This window comes from Paenibacillus qinlingensis, assembly GCF_031455095.1.
Taxonomy (GTDB): domain Bacteria; phylum Bacillota; class Bacilli; order Paenibacillales; family NBRC-103111; genus Paenibacillus_E; species Paenibacillus_E qinlingensis_A.
Map to the genome: position 1 here is coordinate 127,563 of NZ_JAVDSB010000011.1, position 21,056 is coordinate 148,618.

At 43.4% G+C, this 21,056-nt stretch carries 15 protein-coding genes; all 15 read right to left on the reverse strand.

What is annotated here, in order from left to right; all coding sequences use genetic code 11:
- Nucleotides 1-40: 40 nt before the first annotated feature.
- Nucleotides 41-3,172, reverse strand: coding sequence for an S-layer homology domain-containing protein (locus tag J2736_RS23790; protein WP_310501087.1), 3,132 nt, complete (start codon nt 3,170-3,172; stop codon nt 41-43).
- A gap of 615 nt (nt 3,173-3,787) precedes the next feature.
- On the reverse strand, nt 3,788-7,759 hold the full coding sequence (locus J2736_RS23795; protein ID WP_310501088.1) for an S-layer homology domain-containing protein: 3,972 nt from the start codon (nt 7,757-7,759) through the stop codon (nt 3,788-3,790).
- Nucleotides 7,760-8,029: 270 nt separating this feature from the next.
- The gene (locus tag J2736_RS23800; RefSeq protein ID WP_173117249.1) at nt 8,030-9,139 is read right to left on the reverse strand and encodes a glycosyltransferase family 4 protein; all 1,110 of its coding nucleotides are present in this window, start codon (nt 9,137-9,139) and stop codon (nt 8,030-8,032) included.
- A gap of 138 nt (nt 9,140-9,277) precedes the next feature.
- Nucleotides 9,278-10,066: a WecB/TagA/CpsF family glycosyltransferase gene (locus J2736_RS23805; protein WP_310501089.1), complete on the reverse strand. Its 789-nt coding sequence runs from the start codon at nt 10,064-10,066 to the stop codon at nt 9,278-9,280.
- Nucleotides 10,067-10,155: 89 nt separating this feature from the next.
- Complete coding sequence (gene csaB, locus J2736_RS23810; protein ID WP_310501090.1) at nt 10,156-11,286, reverse strand: polysaccharide pyruvyl transferase CsaB; 1,131 nt, start codon at nt 11,284-11,286, stop codon at nt 10,156-10,158.
- Nucleotides 11,259-13,310, reverse strand: coding sequence for a DUF5693 family protein (locus J2736_RS23815; protein WP_310501091.1), 2,052 nt, complete (start codon nt 13,308-13,310; stop codon nt 11,259-11,261). Before J2736_RS23815 ends, csaB begins: the two co-directional genes overlap by 28 nt.
- 184 nt (nt 13,311-13,494) lie before the next feature.
- Nucleotides 13,495-15,189, reverse strand: coding sequence for a phospho-sugar mutase (locus J2736_RS23820; protein WP_310501092.1), 1,695 nt, complete (start codon nt 15,187-15,189; stop codon nt 13,495-13,497).
- 32 nt (nt 15,190-15,221) lie between these two features.
- Complete coding sequence (gene fabZ / locus J2736_RS23825) at nt 15,222-15,650, reverse strand: 3-hydroxyacyl-ACP dehydratase FabZ (RefSeq protein WP_029195635.1); 429 nt, start codon at nt 15,648-15,650, stop codon at nt 15,222-15,224.
- Between the two features lie 166 nt (nt 15,651-15,816).
- On the reverse strand, nt 15,817-16,335 hold the full coding sequence (locus tag J2736_RS23830) for a CDP-alcohol phosphatidyltransferase family protein (RefSeq protein WP_310501093.1): 519 nt from the start codon (nt 16,333-16,335) through the stop codon (nt 15,817-15,819).
- A gap of 179 nt (nt 16,336-16,514) precedes the next feature.
- Nucleotides 16,515-16,733, reverse strand: a complete 219-nt coding sequence (locus tag J2736_RS23835; RefSeq protein ID WP_310501094.1) for a DNA-directed RNA polymerase subunit beta — start codon at nt 16,731-16,733, stop codon at nt 16,515-16,517.
- Nucleotides 16,734-16,758: 25 nt separating this feature from the next.
- The gene (locus tag J2736_RS23840) at nt 16,759-17,625 is read right to left on the reverse strand and encodes a flagellar hook-basal body protein (protein ID WP_310501095.1); all 867 of its coding nucleotides are present in this window, start codon (nt 17,623-17,625) and stop codon (nt 16,759-16,761) included.
- 24 nt (nt 17,626-17,649) lie between these two features.
- The gene (locus tag J2736_RS23845) at nt 17,650-18,543 is read right to left on the reverse strand and encodes a flagellar hook-basal body protein (RefSeq protein ID WP_310501096.1); all 894 of its coding nucleotides are present in this window, start codon (nt 18,541-18,543) and stop codon (nt 17,650-17,652) included.
- Nucleotides 18,544-18,571: 28 nt separating this feature from the next.
- Nucleotides 18,572-19,570: a rod shape-determining protein gene (mreB, locus tag J2736_RS23850; RefSeq protein ID WP_310501097.1), complete on the reverse strand. Its 999-nt coding sequence runs from the start codon at nt 19,568-19,570 to the stop codon at nt 18,572-18,574.
- A 174-nt stretch (nt 19,571-19,744) separates the two neighbouring features.
- Nucleotides 19,745-20,035: a sporulation transcriptional regulator SpoIIID gene (gene spoIIID, locus J2736_RS23855; protein WP_057313422.1), complete on the reverse strand. Its 291-nt coding sequence runs from the start codon at nt 20,033-20,035 to the stop codon at nt 19,745-19,747.
- A 244-nt stretch (nt 20,036-20,279) separates the two neighbouring features.
- Nucleotides 20,280-21,017 (reverse strand): M23 family metallopeptidase, encoded by a 738-nt coding sequence (locus J2736_RS23860; protein ID WP_310501098.1) that lies wholly within the window; start codon nt 21,015-21,017, stop codon nt 20,280-20,282.
- Between the last annotated feature and the right edge of the window lie 39 nt (nt 21,018-21,056).

Genomic DNA, 21,056 nt, shown 5'->3' on the forward strand with positions numbered 1-21,056 from the left:
AAACAAAAAGGACCCGAAGGTCCTTAATTGTTTTAATTATTTAGTTAGCTACAACTGTTCCGGAAGCATCGATTACTACTTGTGTAGTAGCAACTTGACCACTTGGTGATACAGCTTGAAGTACGAAAGAAGTAACAGTTCCAGTCATAGTCACAGTGCGACCATCAGCGCCCAGTGTTACACTTCCGCCACCTTTAACTTCACTAACAAGGTATTGAATGCCAAGCAATGCATTGTAGTTATATACAACATCAACTGGAGTTGTTGCTGTTCTATCGGACTTATACTCTGAACCATATTGATCTTTAACGGTAACTTTATTCATTAATTTATAAGCATAAGTGCCAGCAGCTCCAGTGAAATCTGCAACTTTGTGAGTTGATTTATCAGCTGCAATAGACGCTACAGTGATCGGGTCATTCTTGACGTTAACATCAACTACTTGATTTTGCACTTCACCTTTTGCTGTTTTGAAGGATACGCTAACTTTTGCAGTTCCAACTTTATTACCAATTACGTATGCTTCGTTGGTAAGAACTCCAACTTTTGCAATATTTTCATTATTGCTTGTAATTGAGACCACAGAGTTAGGTACAGCTACAACTGATCCAGAAGCATCTTTAGCAGTAATAACAACTTTTTTCGCGTGCTTGCTTAGAGTAGCATCATCAGCATCACCAGTTTGAATAGCATTCTCTACTGCGTTGAACAAATCAGTTACAGTATTAGCGGAGTATGTCAATTTAACTCCAGCTGCGTTTGGATCAATTACTGAAATTTCTTTAGTGATTGATTTAACATTATCGTCGATAACTACTGTTCCATCAGCATTAAGTTTACGTAAAGCAAATGTTACGCTCTTAGTTTTGCCAGTAGAACCAGCACCTGCAGTAAATACATACTCATTGTCATTAATATTAGCAATTGATTTTGCACCATCTGTCAAGTTAAGAGCAATAGTTGCATTGGAGTCTGCAGAAGTACTTACATACACATCATAAGTTACAGTGCGAGTACCGTTGTTTTCAGTAACGTTACCGTACGGCATTGTTTCTAAGTTTTCGCCATATTGGTCTTTAACCAAGAGTTTAACCTTAGTTGTTGCTGTCTCAACAGCTTTAGTAGCAGGATCTGTTGCTACTGCCATTGTTACTGGGTAACGAGCTTCTGTAATTGGAAGGTTCAAGTTTGCGTTACTTGTTGCACCACTCTCAAGAATAGTTGTATATGCAAAGATGTTTGCAGTACCCTTACCAGTTAAAGATTTGATGTGAATTTTACCTTTATTTGGTCCAACTGCAATAATTGGAGTTATAGTGTTATCAGACTTACGAGCAAACATTGCGGCTGGAACATCATCAGTAACGCCGAATGCAATGTTTCCAGATGCGCTTAGTGTTAGACGATCAACATTGTCAACAACATCTTGTGGAGACAATAGATTACCAGCTGCATCGTAGAGGTTTAGACTAACATATTTATTAGTGTCGCCGTCAGCATAAGAGCCTGTAAGTTCACCAAATTCAACTTTTGCTGGAACTGCAACAGCTTGAACTTTAATTTTAGCTGTTGTTGTAGATCCGCCACCAAATACTGTAATAGTTTGCTCACCAGATACAGTAGCTTTGGAGTTCAAAGTAACAACAACTTCATCAATACCGTCATTATCTTTGTCTTTAAGTTCAGGTGTATACTGGTTGTTGAAGTTTGGTGTTACTTGGACATTTACAGGGAACGCATTACCTGTTTGTTGGGTAATTTCTTGGCCGTATTGATCGATTTGAATCAATTTAACTACAACTTGATCTCCAGCATTGATAAGTGCATCTTTACCATTTTGGTATTTCACATCACCAAGCTCAACTTTGGATACCATTGGAGGCAAGCCAACTTTAAATGTTTTAGAAGCACTCACGCGGCTATCGTTGTTGTAAATGTTTACGCTGAATGATGAGAGGTTTGCAGTTAACGAAGCATCTTTTGTATCAACGACAATGAACAAATCTCCATTATCCGATTTAGTAACACGCGCACCACCAGGAGTAGTAGCATAAGCTGTGTATGAACCAGCATTTGCAGAAGCTTTCTCACCGTATTGGTTTGTAGCTGCAAGTTTAATACTTACTGCATCTGCTTGTGCTACAGTATCGCTAGCGTTTACGAAATCAATTTTAGTTACTTCTTCATTCTTAGCTTCGAAAGTTGCAGTGGCTTTGTCAACTGCACCTTCAGGAAGGCCACTAAGAGCTACAGTATAAGTTCCTTGATTAATCTTAAGATCTGTAAGAGTAATAATTGCAGATTTCTTGTCAGCAGCAAGTTTGAATGTAGAACCAATAACTACAGTACCTTTTTTCAATTCCAATTTAGCTGCATCAGCTACCGCTTTAGTGAATTTAACCTCTACAGTTTTAACACCTGTAGCTTTAGCTTCAGTTACAGATAATTTAGTCAATGCTGAAACTGCTGCATCAGCAGCGTATGAACCCACAACAAGATCAGCACGAGTTGCTGCTTTAGCACCATCAGTTCCTAGGTCTACACCGTTAGCTTTAGCAGTATCTAGGTAACCTTGGTACCAAGGTGTAGTAGTTTTAACGTCAGCTGCTTTACCAAAGCCTTTAACAAGCAATGTAGCAAGTTGACCTAATGTTACGTTGTCTTTTGGAGCAAATGTAGTGTCAGTCATACCATCGATGATACCAGCTTTTTTAGCTGCTTCGATGAAAGGAATTGCCCATGCTTGGGAAGCGTCAGTTCCGTCAACATCTTTGAAAGAAGAAGTTGTTTCAGTACCAACTGTTAGGTTGAAGATTTTTGCAACAAGCTTAGCAGCTTCTGCACGAGTCATGTTACCTTCGATGTCGAATGCAGTATCGGATTTACCATCCATGAAACCTTTCGCAAGCAATGCATCGATTTTAGCAAGCAACGCTGCATCTTTACCTTCAAGGTCTTTAAAGTCTTTGGAAGTTTTAACTGCTGCTTGTGTAGTTACAGCCGTTGGAGTTGTTTCAGCAGCCATTGCTACCGATGCAAACATGGAGAATGCTAGTGTTGCTGTTGCGATTACTTTTAAACTTTTTTTCATAACCTTTTTTTCTCCTCCTTGAATATCGTGAGTTTTATTTTTTAAGTTTGTTTGTTCTTTATTCCAGCTCAATTTACTCATCTTATTGTTCACCCCCTCTCCAGAGTTAGAGCATAATATAACTAAGGTTCGCTTGCAGCTCTCAGGCTGCATTTGAAACTAGTAAACTGTAATGAAATAAATAGGAACCTAGACCAATTTACATTATACATTGATCATTCTGGATCGTAAAGAACTTTTTTTAACGAATTCTGCAATGTATTACAAAACGCTTTCTTTGTCTGTTTCAATGTATTAAACGCGTGAGGTTCTAAAAAGTTGCGATTTTAAAGAAATAATTTTAAATTTAATACTTTGTCTTTTTTCTTCTAAATCAGTTATTATCTATCACCTCTGCTGCAAATTTAGTATACGATACAATATACAACTATTCATTGTTAAGTATTTTCCAGATGTATAACTAACTCCTTATCTTACTTGTTGTAGATGTGTACCTACCAAGATTAATTTGTATTTGTAAAAGATGTATGTGCTAAAACCCATTTGAAACTTAAAATCAGCTTAAGGTGGCTGAATTCAGCCAATGAAGCTCCTTAATTATGAAAAAGAGACTTATTGCGTTATCGGCACTAAGTCTCTTTTTCACTAATCTGCGCACATTAAACTCGAGAATTAAAGGCGCATCGAAGCTAATTACTAAGGAACCATCTTCTGCTGCTTCATCACACGGTATCCGATTATGGACGCTTGTGCACGTGTAAGCAACTCAGTTGGATCGAAACGTACTGTTTCTTTCTTTTCACCAGGGAGTAAGGCATTCGGGATACCCTCGATCAGTCCCGCTTTAGACACAGCTTCAACAGCAGGTCTGGAATAGGACTCGATTCTATCGCCATCTGTAAATGCTTTTTGCAATGTGAGTAGGGATTTGTTGAGATCCGTGCTCATTTTCATTTCTGCGGCCCTAGCGATCATGACAGCAGCGTCTTGTCGTGTAATAGATCCGCCTGGGTTAAACCTGTTGCTCGCTTGTCCACGAATGATACCCGCTCTCGCGGCTGTCTCTACATACTTATAGTCATACAGCATACCTATTGCGTTATCAATTTTGAGAACATCCGAGAATGTAGAGCTACCCGCGTAGTTCAATGGAAGTTTAAAGATCTTAACCAATACTTGAGCAAACTCTCCACGTGTAATGTAATCATTTGGGCCAAAGGAGAACGTAGTTTTCGCTCTCATTAAACCTTTGGAATACAGTGTCTCGAGCTCATTTCTTGCAAATGAGTGCCCAGTCATATCATCGAAGCTGCGATCCATATACATGACTTGATAGTAGCCGAACTTACGGAATGGCACCGTGATCGTGTTGTTTTTGGTATCTACAACGCCACCTAGGTTCCTCCAGCCATAGTCAGTCGTATTGGAGTAATTCGCATAAATGTCATAGAAGAATACGGTGATGTACCTTCCAGCATCTTGACGAATAGATGGATCAAACGCCAGCGTCAATTCCCCATCTTGTGTAGGAACAACGAGCTCATCGTTAAGACGGTTAAAATAAGCTCTTCCTGAGTTCGTAGTGTCATAAGGATCTACACCAGTGCCGTTAAGTCCCTTAGTTAAATCATCAGGTGTTGTTGTAGTTGAATTCGGTGCTGGAATGAAACCTGCATCCATATAGTAGAGATTACTTGCTGGATGGAAGGTATCTTCTACAACTTTGACACTGATTTTGGATTTATAATAGCCATTCGGTACAGGGAATAATGCTTTATCTACTCGTCCATCATCTGTATCAGCGATACCAAACAAGATCTTACGCCCTGTTGTAATATACTGATTATTATTGCTATCTGGTACATTCCTCATTAATTTAGTGTCTTTAGGGAAAGATAGCTCTAATCCACTATTAAAGAGTTTAAACTTACTATTCATATTCTGAAGCGTAGCTGCACCTTGAACATTGGTATTGGTATTAAAGAGAATGAAACTACCATTTACTTTAGTGCCATTACGATTAATTGTAAATTTAATTTGATTCGCGCCAGGCTTCAAATTCGTTACTTGATATAAATATTGATCCACAGAATTCACTGTACGTTTGGTTGCTACATTCTTATCGAAGAGAACACTCTCAGCATTCTCAGCTTCAATAATGATGTTATAAAAATCACTATTGATGTTTGCTTGTAATTCCCCTTTAGGATTCTTGATCAAGAGGGGTTGAACAACTGTGTAAGGAACATTCTGTCTTGTAATCGTAATAGACTTCGTTGCTGTTATATTCGAATTATTAGTAATTCTAAATTCAAAAACTACGTCGGAGTCATCTAACAAATTAAAAGCTGTTGTTTTAAAGTTTGTGTCGGTAATTGATGTGAAATAGTTAACTCCAGCGGATGTTACTATTTTCGAATTCAAAGTTTCGTCGATTGGAATAATCGAGCTTGAACTACCGAGCGTTTGCTGATGAACCAACGCATCTCCTTTAGCATCTTTGGTGTGCACAACCAATGTTAATGCTTTAATTGGTGATGGCGATCCATTAGCATTTAAACTCGAATATAATCCATCAAATGATACCGTCCGCTGTGTCGTTGTGTATGTATCAGGATCGCTGTTGGCAATAAATTGAGTCCCTGATGTACCACTCTCCACTGGTTTAATAGTTGTAAATTGAGGAGCATCTGTTGAGAATAAATAAATGTCATATGACTGTTCAGTTACAAATACATTATTGACGTAAATTTTGAACTTCAGTGTATTTTTACCTTCTACCATTACCTTCGTGAGATCAGCGTTAAATAAATTCAATGGTAGCGTGAAGGTATTCAATGTCCCAGGGGTTGTTGGTGTAGAAGGAACTTTCCCAAAAATCGCTTCAGCAGTTCTAGAATCAAGTGTATATACACTTTGATTCATATACACTTCTACTTTATTAACAGGCACCGCCGGTGCTGTTACTGGATCTTGATAGAAGTTGACAAGTCTACCCGAGATACATGCTTGCGTACCTCCGCATGTTAAATTAGTGATATTCTTAATCGTCATGCTGTTAGAAATATTATTAACCAGCACATAAGGAGCATTACTTATGTTTAACTTATAATCAACTGTACTGTATTTTGTTGTTGCTCCCGCAGTGTCGCTATAGAGCTCAATACTTAATTTCTTGTTCCCATCGGTTATGCCTTGAAGTTTAAGATCATACTTATATAATTTGGCTACATTATCCCATGTTCCTACAATTGTATTTGCATTAGGGTAATAGACCCCATCAATTAGAGCCCTGATTGAGCGGGTTTCGCTATTTGCATACACATGAATGTCAGCTGGAAGTTCGTTGACTAGTGTTGCATCACTTAGGCTAAGTTCATTTTCAATTGTTCCATTACTTATAGTTGATCTATCGATATATGGATGACTCGGATCTACATACTTAAATTTATATTGAGTAATGGCTGGGTTCAGGCTATTGGTAACATCTCTAAATTTAAATGTTAGAAGTTGCTCATTCGCGGCAACGTTAGTAATCGTAGGTATGGCAATCTTTAAATCTTTCACCAAATATTCACTATTGCGAGTTAATGAACTGTTAGTAGTTGAAGAGTAGGTAACCCCTGATACTGTATTCGTCGCATCATTTCCACTTAAATCAATTGTAGCGACCAATGTTCCATTAAGCGCCACATCTACAAGGGGATATCGTAATGCTGTTGCTGTTTCTAAATCGCTTTTCACGCTAGCTGTGAAAGTCAAAGCACTTGATTGATATGTTGGTATCAAAATTAAGTCCTTTGGAGGGGGGGGAGTTATACCATCGGACAGATCCAGATCTGTTTCTTGTACTTGTCCGTTAAAAGCAAACGGCTGACCGTTATCGTACCAAAGTTTCTTAACGGCTTGATATTTATTCGTATCGTTACTTGCGATGAAGCTAATGATGTTGTCACCTGGATTCAAACAGAAGCTGGTAACAGATGCACAAGTTGCAGACGTTTTATTCTTGTCGTCCCCAGTGAAATAGAAGTAACCATCATTGCTTTTGAAGCCTTGTTTAGGCAGACTATCGCCTGTTAATGTAGCTTGAACAGCACTAGCGTTGGAAGCTTTTGTTTTAATTTGAATACCGGTTGTCCCTGCTTTCAGAGGACCACGATCAATCGGATAAATCTTTCCTTCTTCAAGTTGAGCGTTATTCACCGTGATATCGGATAAATTAGTCGTTGGCGCATAATATAACCAACCTGGTGCAGAAGCAATTGCATTAGAATCACCCAGATAAACGACAACTTTATTTAAGCCTTCCGCTAACTGGATATTATCGAATTTCACAAGATTCGTTCCAGCAATAACTGCTTTATTGTTCTTCTCTGTTGTCACAGCACCCGAGTTAATATTCGTAATTTCGAAATAGATGGATGGAATCTGTGAATCAGTCACATTTGTTGTTTCTACATTTAATGTAAAAGGTAGTTGCGTGATACGTGTAACTAAGTTATTATCCTTTGGTTTGGCTAATGATGTACCGGCATTATCCGTCTCAGTGTAAAGATTCTTAATAACAAGCGTCGAAGCTGCGCTCGCAGTCATCGCAGGCATCAAACTAATCATTAACGTCATGATCAGTACGATACTTGCCCATTTGGTATGAAATTTTTTCAAAACAAGTTCCTCCTTATGTTATAAAAATGTTGTTATCATCAGTTAGGCCTATCCATTTAACTCTATGTACTACTAGCTTTCGACAATCCCTCCCATATTCTTCTATCATTCCACAAAAATAGACGCGGCTGACCGACAAAAGTTACTGTACATTACTTATCGGTAGATTTAGCCCAAATGTTTAGAGAAAGAATAACAACTGATAAATTTTTCCTGAATAACAAGAAAAACCCAGTCGCTAGGACTGGGTTTTATAATATCCGATAGTATTTATTTACCTACGCGATCACTCTGCACTTGTTTACCAACTAACTTTTGCAGGAAGTTGATCACAGGCTTACGGCTTTTGCTAATGATACCGATTGCTTCTGCTCCTACAAGCATTACGAGGAAAAGCGCTACAATAATCATGATCAATCCCCAAGTGGAATCTTGGGAAATGAATACCGAGCATACAACCGCACTACCACCGAATATAGCAGCAATTCCATAGATGATCAGAACGCTTGTACGATGGCTGAAGCCCATTTGCAATAAGCAGTGATGCAAGTGGCTTTTGTCTGGCGCCGAAATCGGCAGTTTATTCACATAACGACGAAGCATCGCGAAGAATGTATCAGATAAGGGCACACCTAGTATCATAATCGGAATTAAGAGTGAAACGACGGCCGCTTGCTTAAAGCCAAGAATTGAAAGTGTTGCAAGGGCGAAGCCCAGGAATAAGGCGCCGGAGTCGCCCATAAAAATTTTGGCCGGATGGAAGTTAAAGAACATGAAGCCTGAAATACTTCCTAGCAATATCACACAAAGCAAAATCACAGTCACATTACCCATCATAAGGGCAAGAATGAGAATCGTTGTTGTGGCGATACCGGAAACACCTGCTGATAAGCCATCAAGACCATCAATTAAGTTAATCGCGTTCGATACACCGACAATCCATAATATTGTAATCGGGATACTCAACCAGCCGATAGGCAAATTCGTTTCTCCGAAAGGAATGTTAACCAAATCTATCTTAAGACCAAAGGAAACAACGATACAGGCAGCAATAAGCTGTCCTAGAAGCTTCCATTTCGGTGATAATTGAAAGCGATCATCGAGAGCACCTGTGACAACGATCACAAAGCCTCCGAGCAAAAGTCCAAAAGCAGCATCCGAGTTCACGGCATCAAGTGCTGGAGAGACGACGAAATAAGCTCCGACGAACGCAAGGAATATCGCTAATCCTCCTAGACGCGGCATAATTCGCGTATGAACCTTCCGATGGTTGGGGGCATCAACAGCTCCTACCCAGAAGGCAAATTTTTTGACCAGGGGTGTCAGCAACAACGCCATAACGCACGCAGCAATAAACCCTATCGCATATAATCCATACATGTCTTCTTCACAGCTCCTCTTGTCATGGGTGGCAGGCTGGTGACCGCCGAAATGAATTATACTCCCATTCCGTCACAAATACTACTGCTAAATTCATCTGAAATGACCGTTTTCAGCCAATTTTCATAAATATTTTCATCATTTTGTGACGTTCTCTTTGTCGCGCATCACTTTCACTGCGAATTTCGGGAGTAGAAGCATTCTCTTATAGCGCCAAGGCTCCTGAAGCAGGCGGTAGAACCATTCTAAACGTAATTTTTGAAAAATGACGGGTGCTCTTTTTAGCTTGCCCGAAAGTACATCGAAACTTCCGCCGACTCCCATCATCACCGGCACACCCAGTTGTTGTTTGTATTTTCCGATCCATGGCTCTTGATTAGCAGCAGCCCTACCTACCAAAAGCAGATCTGGTGCAGCCTCCTTAATGGCTTGTATCACTTGAGCATCCTCAGCATCACCGAAGTATCCATCACGAACGCCAACAAGCTTGACCTTCGGGTATGTCGAGCGAATTTTGTCCGCGGCTGCTTGAATCACTTCATTAGAAGCACCAAGAAGGTAAACCTTCCAATCCTTCTTTTCTCCAACCTTCATGAGTTCATGAATCAGATCATAGCCGGGCACTCTTTCTGCAACAGGTTGGCCGACGCGAGCGGCAGCCCACACGACACCTGTTCCATCCGGAACGATTAGCTCTGCTTGTTGCATCATCTTCAGATAGGAAGGGTCATCCTGCGCGGCCATAACCATAATGGGATTAGCGGTAATGACCTGATGCGGCTGCTTTACCTCTATAACCTTCGATAAGTAATCTACGGTTTGTTTCATGCTCATTTTAGAAATAGGCACACCGTAGATTCGCACTTTCGGTACGGCCTGTAGTGAAGCCAGCGCTGCTGGCTGATTTGTAACAGAAGTCGAGCTCATGATATCTCTTCCTTATTATTGACGTTATAGGTTGCAATTTGGTTGCTAGTTGGTGGAATGTGGCTGAAGAACCGTATGTAGAAAGCTACCTATTTCCTTTTGTAAAAGGAAATAATCCGCTGCGCGGGCAGCTGCGCTTGCGCCTTCAGCTGCTCAATGGCGGCACGCGAAGCAGCCGCCCACTGCTCTCGACCATCGAGGAGGCCAAGCGCCTCCTCGGCAAATGCCGATGCATCGAAGCTAGCTGTCGATGCGGCGGCTTTCATACCAAGCCTATGGAGGAACTGGTCGATCTTCGGATCGTACGAGATGCCTACCATAGGCACGAACTGCGAGGCTGCATAAATCAAAGAATGCAGCCTCATCCCGATCAGCAGGTCGCACGCCGCGACCTGCGCAAGCATGTCCTGCGGATGTGTGATGCCACGCACCATCTCCGCACGACCGCCGTGATCGCCCAAGCGATCGATCACGAACTGCGACGCCACCTCATCCGAAGGGAGGTGGAAGGGTAAGAACCGCAGCCGCACATCCGTGCGTGCTGCGAGCAGCTCTTGCAGGGACCGCGCGAGAGCTTCCAGCTCGGAGCGGTCCTCGTTCCAGAAGCGGACGGACACGCCGATCGTCCGCACCGCACTAGCACCGCCGAGTGCGTCAGCATCCGGCGCGCCCCCACCATCCCGGAGTGGCAAGCCCATCACCGGGTCAGGCACAACCGTGATGCCCTCCCGCGGGAGGCGCATCCGACCCAATAGGTCCGCGGACTCCGTGTCGCGGACCGTCACCAATGCGCAGCGCTTGAACACGCTGCGGATCCAGCCAAAGAACATCGGCCGGCTCACCGGCCCGATGCCTTGCGAATAAATAAACGTAGGCTTGCCGAGCCATTGTGCTATTTTCACTACTGCTAAATAATACGGAATCGTCTTCGAGCTCGTTGCATCCTGCAGGAGGCTACCGCCCCCGCTGATTAAGCCGTCTGATTCGCGCAGTGCCTTCAATAATGAACCTGGCTTCATTCGATGATATGCTTTTACTCCGTACATTTGCGAGGTTTTCTCTGGATTAGCCGAAAGCACGATAGGCTCTATCTGAATGCCCTGCGCCTGACCTTGCTCCTGCAAAGCAAACAAAATCGACTGCAGCACAGCCTCATCCCCGCTATTATCGAAACCGTAGTAGCCCGATAACGCTATTTTGACAATTGGGGCTGTGCCCATCGTTTCCAACTCCTTGATAGAATTTCCCAAGCTGCAATGAGAACTAGCCCGATAATTGCACCTAGCACAAGTCCGTAAAAGATACGGATTAAGGAAATGTGCAGCGGTGTGTGCAAGTGAGCAAAGGTATCCACCAAGGAAAGCTGACCAACGACACCGATGAAGAGTAAGTACACCGCATGACGATACCGAACGGACAAGTAAGCACCCAATACGAAGATCGGATGAGCCACTAAGAATTCTTTCGTCCGCGGGCGTACGCCTAATGTATTTTCCAAGAAAGAACGGAATAACTTCTCGATAGAAGAAGCTTGTCCTTCATTCCCTGTACGAGATAGGTAATAGAAAACAGCTGCAAGGCCTACGCCTGCAATAACAATCCACAATACACTTATATAGGAAGAAAGTAATTTGCGAATATTCGCGACCTTTTCCTTATACGTATTATTCTCACTAAAGAATAAGAGATACAGACCAACTATGGCAATTGGTAGCAAATGCAGCATCCCAACCCCTCTGAACTGCTGCAGCACCAAGGAGTATGTTACATGATTAAGCAATGCTACAACATAAACAATACCGATACAGGAAACGAGCGAAGTTCGCAGCAGTTGCCATAAACCATAGAATAAGCCTGATTTCCACTTTGCAGCAGCTCCTGATCGTACCGATCGGATAGCCAACATGACCGCAACACTAGGCGCACTAATAGCTGTCGCTAACGCGAGTCCTTGTGCATATAAATTCGCCGAAAGCGTATGTAGAGCTACTAGACCAAGCAAACCAAAAATGAAGAAAACAATCGTCAATTCCGGTAAAAAGAATGAAATCATCCATACAATCAAGCTTAGTCCACCTATTAGCAAGAAGAAACGAGCAATTTTCTGCCAACCTGTTGTATGTACATCGAATGCCTCAGCTTGTCCTAAAGTAAAACCTACCTCTTGGATACGAGGGATCGCGCCATCTGGCCCCTGCAAAGCTGCATAATAAGATGAAAGCGGGTCAACTAGCTTCCCTTTATCTAAACTTTTCACTGGTTTGGCATTCAGAAACACCATGCGGATATTTCGGTCTTTTACAGCCAAAACAAGTCGATCTGAAACCCCTTGCACACGATCCGCAAGCTCGGCTTTCTTTAATGGTTCTGTCAGTTTCTCGCCATCTTTCTCTGTAAAGGAGTGTAGGCGCACAACATTATAATTCGTTTGTTTAGCCAGCGTACTGAAACCTTTTTGAGGCTCCTTCAACAACTCAATCGCTGCGAGTCCAATCCCGTTCTTATTGAGCAAATCCGCCATTTTATTCAGATTCACTTCCGTATTCTCTTCCGTGTATCCAGGGACTTCATTCCCGTCTACGATGATTCGCTTCACACCAAGATCATGAAAATTCTTCAACATGACATCCATTTCATTCGTGTTGAATGCTCTACGATTCGCTAACCGCACAACGATTTGGAAGCCTTGATCTTTCAGCATTTGCAGTGTGATCGGGTCTGGATCCATTGCTTTAATCGAGGCGTCATCCAAGCTCATCTGAATAACGAGACCATTTCGGTTTTTGAAGCTCCACGGCTTCACACCTACTTTAAGGTCTGCAAATGTTTTCTGGATTAGCGGCTCTAGCTTCTGCTGCGTCTGGTTATCCGCGAATAACACATACGTGTAGTTCTCACTAGGGTCTCCTAGTGTTTGAGTCAGCATGGCCGCGTCACGGGAGTTGTACATCTCAATGCGACGACTCTCCTTGAATTCACCTAATGTACTTTCGTAAACAGCCATCGAGCTTATGCCCGCGGCTTTCATGTTCTTCAACTCCGTGTTCACAAAGTTCTGCGGGTTCGTCTGCACATCAGAGATATCCAATAGATCACGATAGTCAAAAACGAATTCCACTTGATTCGCCGACGTTTCCGTTTGGTGACGTGTATAAGCCAACGGCAAAGAACACAGCATGCCCAAAATCACAATCCACCACAAAATATTTCTTAACGGGTTATTCCAGGTTTGATACAAGTTCACCAGTTCGTCCACTCCTTAGAGCATGTACTTTTTTAGTTACGTTCCAATCCCGTATACATTCGAAAACCTCTCCGCCCCCAAGCACGGGAAAACCGCCCAATACATGGTAGAATTCACATCCAGCCATCCATTAGACGATCTATCCCTCATTTAGGTTCTGAAGAGGTTTTGTACACCTATTGCACTATCCGTCTACACGATTAAGTACATATTGAATAATACTGTCTAGCTGCTGTGCAGCCTCAGGCCCTGTTGCGCGTTGAACTGCGAAATAGAATTTAATCTTAGGCTCTGTACCAGACGGGCGTAAGCAGAACCATGAACCATCTTCTAGTTTGAACTTCAGTACGTTCTCACGAGGTAAGCCTTGAATCCCTTGTGCATAATCCTCCACGGCAATGACACGTGTGCCACTAATCTCAGATGGCGGATTGGTTCTCCAAGCTTCCACCATGCGGCCAATTTGTTCCACGCCGTCTTTGCCTTTGAGTGTTCTTGATTCCAGTTTTTCCAAAAAGAAACCAAAGGATTCGTATAGCTCCTGCAGCACCTCATAAAGCGTCTTACCTTGCTTCTTATAATAAGCCGCTGCTTCCGCGATTAACATGGCTGCGATGACCGCATCCTTGTCTCTTGCGTAGCTGCCAGCTAGGTAGCCGTAGCTCTCTTCATAGCCGAACAGGAATGTGGATTCGCCTGTTTTCTCGAATTGCGACATTTTTTCACCAATATATTTAAAGCCCGTTAAGGTATTTAGGGTTGGAATACCGTAATGGTTAGCAATAACCGCACCCATTTCGCTAGTTACAATCGTCTTAATCACAACGCCGTTAGCTGGGAGTGTTCCACGCTCTTTCATGCTTCCCAAAAGATAGTTCACAATAATCGCACCAGATTGATTACCTGTTAGGACGACATATTCACCGTTGGTATCCTTCACAACTGCACCCATACGGTCAGCATCTGGATCGGTTCCGATGATGATATCAGCATTCCAATCCTTCGCTTGAGCAATCGCTAACGTGAATGCTTCGCGTTCTTCTGGATTTGGCGATTTTACCGTAGAGAACTGCGCATCTGGTAGTTCTTGCTCAGCAACTACACGCACTTGCTCGAATCCTACAGCTTTCAAGACCTCACGAACAGGTACATTTCCTGCTCCGTGCAGTGGTGTGAAAATGACACGGAAATCATCGCTGATTTCCTTAATAACGCCCGGGTTTTGACTGACAGCTGTTACAGCCTGGATATAGGCTTGATCAACATCTTCACCTAACCAAGCTAGCAACCCTTGTGCTTCGGCTTCTTGTTGAGTCAATTTCTTTACTTTATCAAAGGAATCAATGCTCTGTACGTGAGCAATAACTTGCTCAGCAAATTCAGGCACCAACTGCCCGCCGTCTGCACCATATACTTTATACCCATTGTATTCAGGCGGATTGTGACTCGCAGTGACCACAACACCCGCTGTCGCACCTAAGTATCTGACAGCAAAAGATAGCTGCGGTGTCGCGTGCAACGTCTGGAACAAATAAGCCTTGATCCCGTTACCGGCAAAAACAAGCGCGGATTCCAATGCAAACTCAGGTGACATATGGCGGGAATCATACGCTAGAACGATAGCCGGATTAGCCGTGCCTGTTCCGTTTACATATTGCGCGAGGCCTTGACTAGCACGACCCACGGTGTATACGTTGATACGATTCGTACCAGCGCCAATGACCCCACGCAGACCGCCTGTCCCAAATTCAAGATCTTTATAAAAGCGATCCTCAATTTCTCTCTCATCATCTTGGATAGCTTGAAGTTCTTTCTTCGTTTGCTCATCAACAGCAGGGTCTTGGAGCCATAATTGATACTCTGTTTGTACACGCGTCATCGTAGTAGGTTCATCTCCTTTATATGTATGGGCTATTTATTAGCAAGGGCGAACATAAGCTCACCTTCGACTACCACTTTGTCACCAACTTTAGCCACAGCTTGACCTTTTACAATGGTACCTTTTACTCGAGTGATTGTCATTTCTAATGTTAGTGTATCGCCTGGGACAACCTGTTGACGCCAACGAATCCCGTCTGCACCTGCGAACAGTCCGATTTTCCCTTTGTATTCAGGCATGGACAATACTGCTACAGCACCAACTTGTGCTAAAGCCTCAACAATCAAAACCCCCGGCATCACCGGATAACCAGGAAAGTGTCCTGCGAAAAAAGGTTCATTAATTGTCACATTTTTGATACCTACAGCTCTAACCCCTTCTTCTACTTCCAAAATACGGTCAACCAGTAGAAAAGGCGGACGGTGGGGTATGATCTCTTGAATTTGATTAATATCTAGCATCTTGCATTCGTGCTCCTTTCAAATACTTGTATAAAATACAAGGGAATTACTTACAATAGGGAGGTCCCTTCATATCCTGCAGAAGTGAAGGTTCATATAAGGGGAGCTTATGTAACGGTCTGTATAACAGACCCCTACATAGGCTCTTTTTCGTTTTAATCGTACGTTATTTCGCTCGTTCTCCTCGATTCAATAGAAGAAACTGGAAAATATAGATAAAGGATGTTAAGAAAGAGACCCCAATGACATACCATAAATACGTGATGGCGAAGGTGAATTCAAACACAATAAAGAGGATGGCGAAATAGTAGAGCACCGTCGTCAGCTTCCCCATAACGTTCGCTGGAACGGTCAGTTTGCCTCTGAAATGAAAGAAGGCGGAGCCTATAATCATACCTGCGTCACGGATGAACATGGCCAGGGCTGCCTGCCAAGGAATCATCTCTGAGATGAGGAGTGAGAGGATGACTGCAATCATCATGCACTTATCTGCTAACGGGTCTAACATGACACCCATCGGAGTGATCATCTTGCGTGTTCTAGCTATGTAACCATCTAGAATATCCGTTAATCCAGCTACAAGTAGAATGATGAAGGAGGTTCGGATGTAGTCATTAAAAAAAAGCATGAGGTACACGGGGATTAGTACAAACCTGCTGATCGTGAGCATGTTCGGTATATTCAAGGTACTCCTCCTGCGCTAAGTATCCGATCCGAATTTTCAATATTTGGCAGATCAAGTCTGACGAAGTCTGTACTCATTATACCGCTGCTCGCACACAAAATAAACCATAACCCGCCCTTCTTGGACGGATGGGTTTATTTCAACATAAGTGAAAAGAAAACTCCCAAGCGGGAGTTCGATTAATTAGCAAAAACGAGATCGTATAAATGCCGCCAAGTGCTGATATGTAAAATTTCTGATGAAGGTTGTTGTCCTAGCTTCGTGTAGCCAACCCATAAACCAATATAGATCGCTAGAAGAGCCAGAACGGGAACGCGTATGATTTTGAAAATAAGCCATAGGATCTTCTGCCATTTCGGCCTTGGCTTCTTCTTAACTGGAGCAGGCTTATCTGTCATCGAGCCTATCCCTTCCTTTCTACGATCAAGCGCGTAAATTGTTAGCCATGTTCATCATCTGATCAGAGGATGTGATGGCCCGGGAATTCAGCTGCAACGCGCGTTGTACGACAACCAAGTCTGTCATTTCATCCGAGAGTGTCACATTGGATTGCTCTAGGTAGCCCTGCAACAAGCTAACACGAGTCGCCTCTGTTGCTGCCACGCCATTCACATCTTGCAGGATATTAGCCTTCTCAGCCGCTGTAATACCTGCTGGAAGCGTGTATAGATTATCTCCTACATCTTGAAGGAGCTGCGGTCTCACAACACGCACAAGCTTGATTTGACCTATTGTCACAGGTGCTGCTGTTGGATCCTGTTCATTGTAGCCTTGAATTGTGCCATCTTTGTCAACGACAGGTCGCATACCTGATGGTACATTAATCGGGTTGCCATTGGTATCTGCGACATAATGGCCCTCTTTCGTCGTAAGGACCGTCCCACCCTGACCATCTGGCGTTAAGCTGAATGCCCCGTTACGTGTCCAAGCCGGTTGAAACACTTGATTGCCGTTCTCGTCCACTTTACTAACAGCAATTTCAAACAAGCCATCGCCTTGAATGGCGAAATCCGTTGGAAGACTCGTCGACTGGATCGGTCCTTGTGCCAAATTCGTCTGAATTTGCACGAGCCTTGATCCCCATCCTTGGTTAAAACCAAGGGGTGAGAAGCGGCCTTGTTGGCGGAACCCCTCAGGCTGTGCTTGAACGTTCGTCAACACATCCTCAAAGGAAGCTTCTTTCTTCTTAAAACCATTCGTATTTACATTCGCTATGTTATTGGAGAGAATATCCAGCTTTTGTTGTAAGCTATGCATGGATACCGATGAATTGATCATGGAATTGTTCATGGTTGGCCCCTTCTCAAGCTAGATTTAGACACGTCCTACTTCGTTTGCAGCTTTGTCCATACTCTTGTCATACGATTGGATAACCTTCTGATTTGCTTCATAAGCGCGCAACGCTGCCATCATATCCACCATCGATTGCGCAGAATCCACGTTCGAACGCTCGATATATCCTTGACGCACTTCAACTTGGTCGCCTAAGGCAACTTGTGTGATCGTCGCTTCATCCCCCGGATTAATACGTAGCAACCCGTTCCCCTCGCGGAGCAAGAGATTCGGATTCTCTGCACGTGAAAGCATTAAACCAACTGGTGCGCCGGCGGCATCCAATATCGGACGACCGTCGCTGTCCATGAACTCACCCTTAGCTGTTACCTTGAAATTGACAATCGGTTGCCCAGTGCCATCCAACAAGACTAAGGGTTGTCCATCTCTGCCCAGCACTTGTTCACCATTGGCATTAATAAGTTGACCTGCTGTATCGACAGTGAACTTCCCATTTAACGAGTAGCGTTGTTCACCATTCCCGTTCAGCACCGTAAATAAGGCTTGAGGTTGAAACGTACGCTCCCCATCCTCATTCACGTACTTCCCTGTGGCATCAAAGGTCACGCCAGGCAATTGAATGTTCGATACAAGCGCAAAGTCGTACGGATTGCGTGTTTCCTGTAGATCACCTTGCGTATGAACGGAGATACTCTCCTCAGAAAACACACCTAAACTCATCTTTCCAAGCGGCGCTGGAGAGGCACCTTGTCCACCGCGAATCGTAGAAATAAGCATTTCTGGAAACGAACGCGACAAAGCATTCCCCTGCTTAAAGCCTGGGGAGTTCAAGTTCGCAATATTATTCGTTACTGTATCATGTCTGCGTTGTTCAGAAATCATTCCTGCCGCCGCGGTATAAAGTCCTCTTAACATTTAGTCACCTCTTGGGTAGTGTAATTAATTAAAATTTTCGTTTCGTTACTTTATCTAGATTATCGAGCATAATCCCCGTGCCTTTAACAACACAAGACATTGGATCCTCTGCGATAAGTACAGGCACTTTTAATTCATCTGCAAGCAATTGATCAAGTCCATGCAACAAGGCACCGCCACCTGTCAGAATAACGCCACGGTCAATAATATCGGCAGATAACTCTGGCGGTGTCCGCTCAAGAACGCTCTTCGCTGCTGTGACAATCGAGGAAACCGGATCCCATAGTGCTTCCTGTACCTCGCTGGAGTGGATCGTAATCGTCAATGGAAGTCCAGAAACCATATCTCTTCCGCGAATATCCATCTCTTGATCTCGCCCATGTGGATATACCGTTCCAATTTTCAGCTTAATGTCTTCGCTTGTCCGTTCACCGATCAACAGCTTGTACTTATTTTTGATATACTTCATGATCGCGATATCGAACTTGTCGCCAGCGATCTTGATAGAAGAGGAGGTGACGATGTCACCCATGGATAATACGGCAACATCCGTCGTCCCTCCACCAATATCAACAACCATGTTACCGCTAGGCTGGAAGATGTCCATACCGGCACCAATTGCTGCTGCCTTCGGTTCTTCTTCCATGAATACCTCTCGGGCACCGCTGCGCTCAGCCGCTTCGCGAATTGCTTTCTGCTCAACTGAGGTAATGTTGGTAGGGGCGCAGATCAGTATTCTCGGATGAGAATACCAATTCTTGCCCCCGATTTTTGCAATAAAGTGCTTCAACATCATTTCCGTAATATCAAAATCCGCGATAACACCATCCTTAAGAGGACGAATCGCAATAATGTTACCAGGTGTTCTACCTACCATGCGGAAGGCTTCTTCTCCAACAGCCAACACGCGTTTCGTATCGCTTTCAATCGCAACTACGGATGGCTCATCAAGCACAACTCCGCGACCTTTGACATGAATAAGCACATTTGCCGTGCCGAGATCTATTCCAATATCCTTGCTGAACATTTCTAATTAATCCTCCCTAAACCTACCGTCCATCCCGTGAAGAATCGGCGCTCTGATATACAGTTCTAATTATAAGCTAAATTCGCTATAAATGCATGTTTTCCTCTTTTTCCGTGAAATTTCGACACGCCCAGTTAAAGGAAACTTAGGAAACATCTCGGGATGAAGGGTATCTTAGGACTTAACCGTAACAAGGACTTCGGAAAGTTTAGGATTACGGGTCTTCCGATATTTGATTTTTGTCGCTTCTCCTCCCCTAAGGTGCCGGATGGACTTGTGATACTCCAAGATGTGTTTCACCTGATTAGCCAGGTCTGGGTTGATTTCCGGTAATCTTTCCGTCAAATCCTTATGCACCGTGCTTTTGGAAACGCCGAATTCCTTAGCAATGGTGCGAACCGTATTCTTGGTCTCGACGATACAGGTACCAATCTTAATGGTTCGCTCTTTGATGTAATCGTGCACTCCCCTCGCCTCCCTACTCGAGATAGTTTGGTAAAGTATATGAGGGGCATGACTAGATATTCTACGTAACCAAGCCTGACAAGCTCATTTCCCATATTTATTTTCAAAATAATTAAAGAAAATCAGCTTTAGGTGCCCAAACTGGCCAAATGTGCAAAAAAAATATGAAAAAGCAGCAGGAATTTCCCGCTGCCTTTCACTTATGTAGGCCTTAGCCTCTGTATCGATATGCTCGAGTTTCGGCTTACTGTTTCACGTTCAAGAGGGTTTCTGGGTTAACGGCTGCATTGTCGCTAACTTGACGCACTTCAAAGTGTAAGTGTACGCCATCTTCCTTCTCGAAGTCGTTGCTGCCAGCTTTGGCGATGACATCGCCTTTTTTCACTTCTGTACCCTTCGTTACCTTCACATCAGATAAGCTTTGGTAAATACTGATCAAACCATTGCTGTGTGTGATTTCAACCAGCTTACCCACAACAGGGCTTTGCTCAACAGCCGTAACTTTACCACCAAGTGCCGCTAGCACATCAAATGCTGCACCATCTTTGGCTTTCAAGTCAATTGCCGTGTGCGGTGTAAGTTGATCGAGGTATTCGATCATAGCTGCTGTCTTCACTTCATTGGATGCATTCGTGTCGTAGTAAGGAATTGCTACTTCGACAGCTGCTCTGTCTTTTACAGGCCATTGCATCGCTTCAGTAGTCCCGTTAACCGCGACAGCCCCATCATGTGGTGCTTTCGGATTATCGGTTTGTTCATTGCTGCTAACCTCAATACCCAGTTCATCTTGGCTGACTGTTTTCGTTCCTGCTCCCTGGTACACCCACATTAAGGTTAAGATAATTGCTGCTGCTGCCACATACGTTGCTGGGAATACCCATTTCTTAGCAAGCAATCTCTTCCATGTAGATGTTGAACCTTGTGCTCCTTGAACAGTTTTAGGAGCTTCTTCTTTCTGAAAACCTTTGTTATTATCACTCATGGTTATCACCTCATCAACCATTCTTGACACATTCCAAGG

Bases quoted from the DNA above. Each gene is read 5' to 3' on its own strand.
- J2736_RS23790 (WP_310501087.1), bottom strand. From the start codon at position 3,172: ATGAGTAAATTGAGCTGGAATAAAGAACAAACAAACTTAAAAAATAAA.
- J2736_RS23800 (WP_173117249.1), bottom strand. From the start codon at position 9,139: ATGTATGGATTATATGCGATAGGGTTTATTGCTGCGTGCGTTATGGCG.
- J2736_RS23805 (WP_310501089.1), bottom strand. From the start codon at position 10,066: ATGAGCTCGACTTCTGTTACAAATCAGCCAGCAGCGCTGGCTTCACTA.
- csaB (WP_310501090.1), bottom strand. From the start codon at position 11,286: ATGGGCACAGCCCCAATTGTCAAAATAGCGTTATCGGGCTACTACGGT.
- J2736_RS23820 (WP_310501092.1), bottom strand. From the start codon at position 15,189: ATGACGCGTGTACAAACAGAGTATCAATTATGGCTCCAAGACCCTGCT.
- fabZ (WP_029195635.1), bottom strand. From the start codon at position 15,650: ATGCTAGATATTAATCAAATTCAAGAGATCATACCCCACCGTCCGCCT.
- J2736_RS23835 (WP_310501094.1), bottom strand. From the start codon at position 16,733: ATGACAGATAAGCCTGCTCCAGTTAAGAAGAAGCCAAGGCCGAAATGG.
- J2736_RS23840 (WP_310501095.1), bottom strand. From the start codon at position 17,625: ATGAACAATTCCATGATCAATTCATCGGTATCCATGCATAGCTTACAA.
- J2736_RS23845 (WP_310501096.1), bottom strand. From the start codon at position 18,543: ATGTTAAGAGGACTTTATACCGCGGCGGCAGGAATGATTTCTGAACAA.
- mreB (WP_310501097.1), bottom strand. From the start codon at position 19,570: ATGTTCAGCAAGGATATTGGAATAGATCTCGGCACGGCAAATGTGCTT.
- J2736_RS23860 (WP_310501098.1), bottom strand. From the start codon at position 21,017: ATGAGTGATAATAACAAAGGTTTTCAGAAAGAAGAAGCTCCTAAAACT.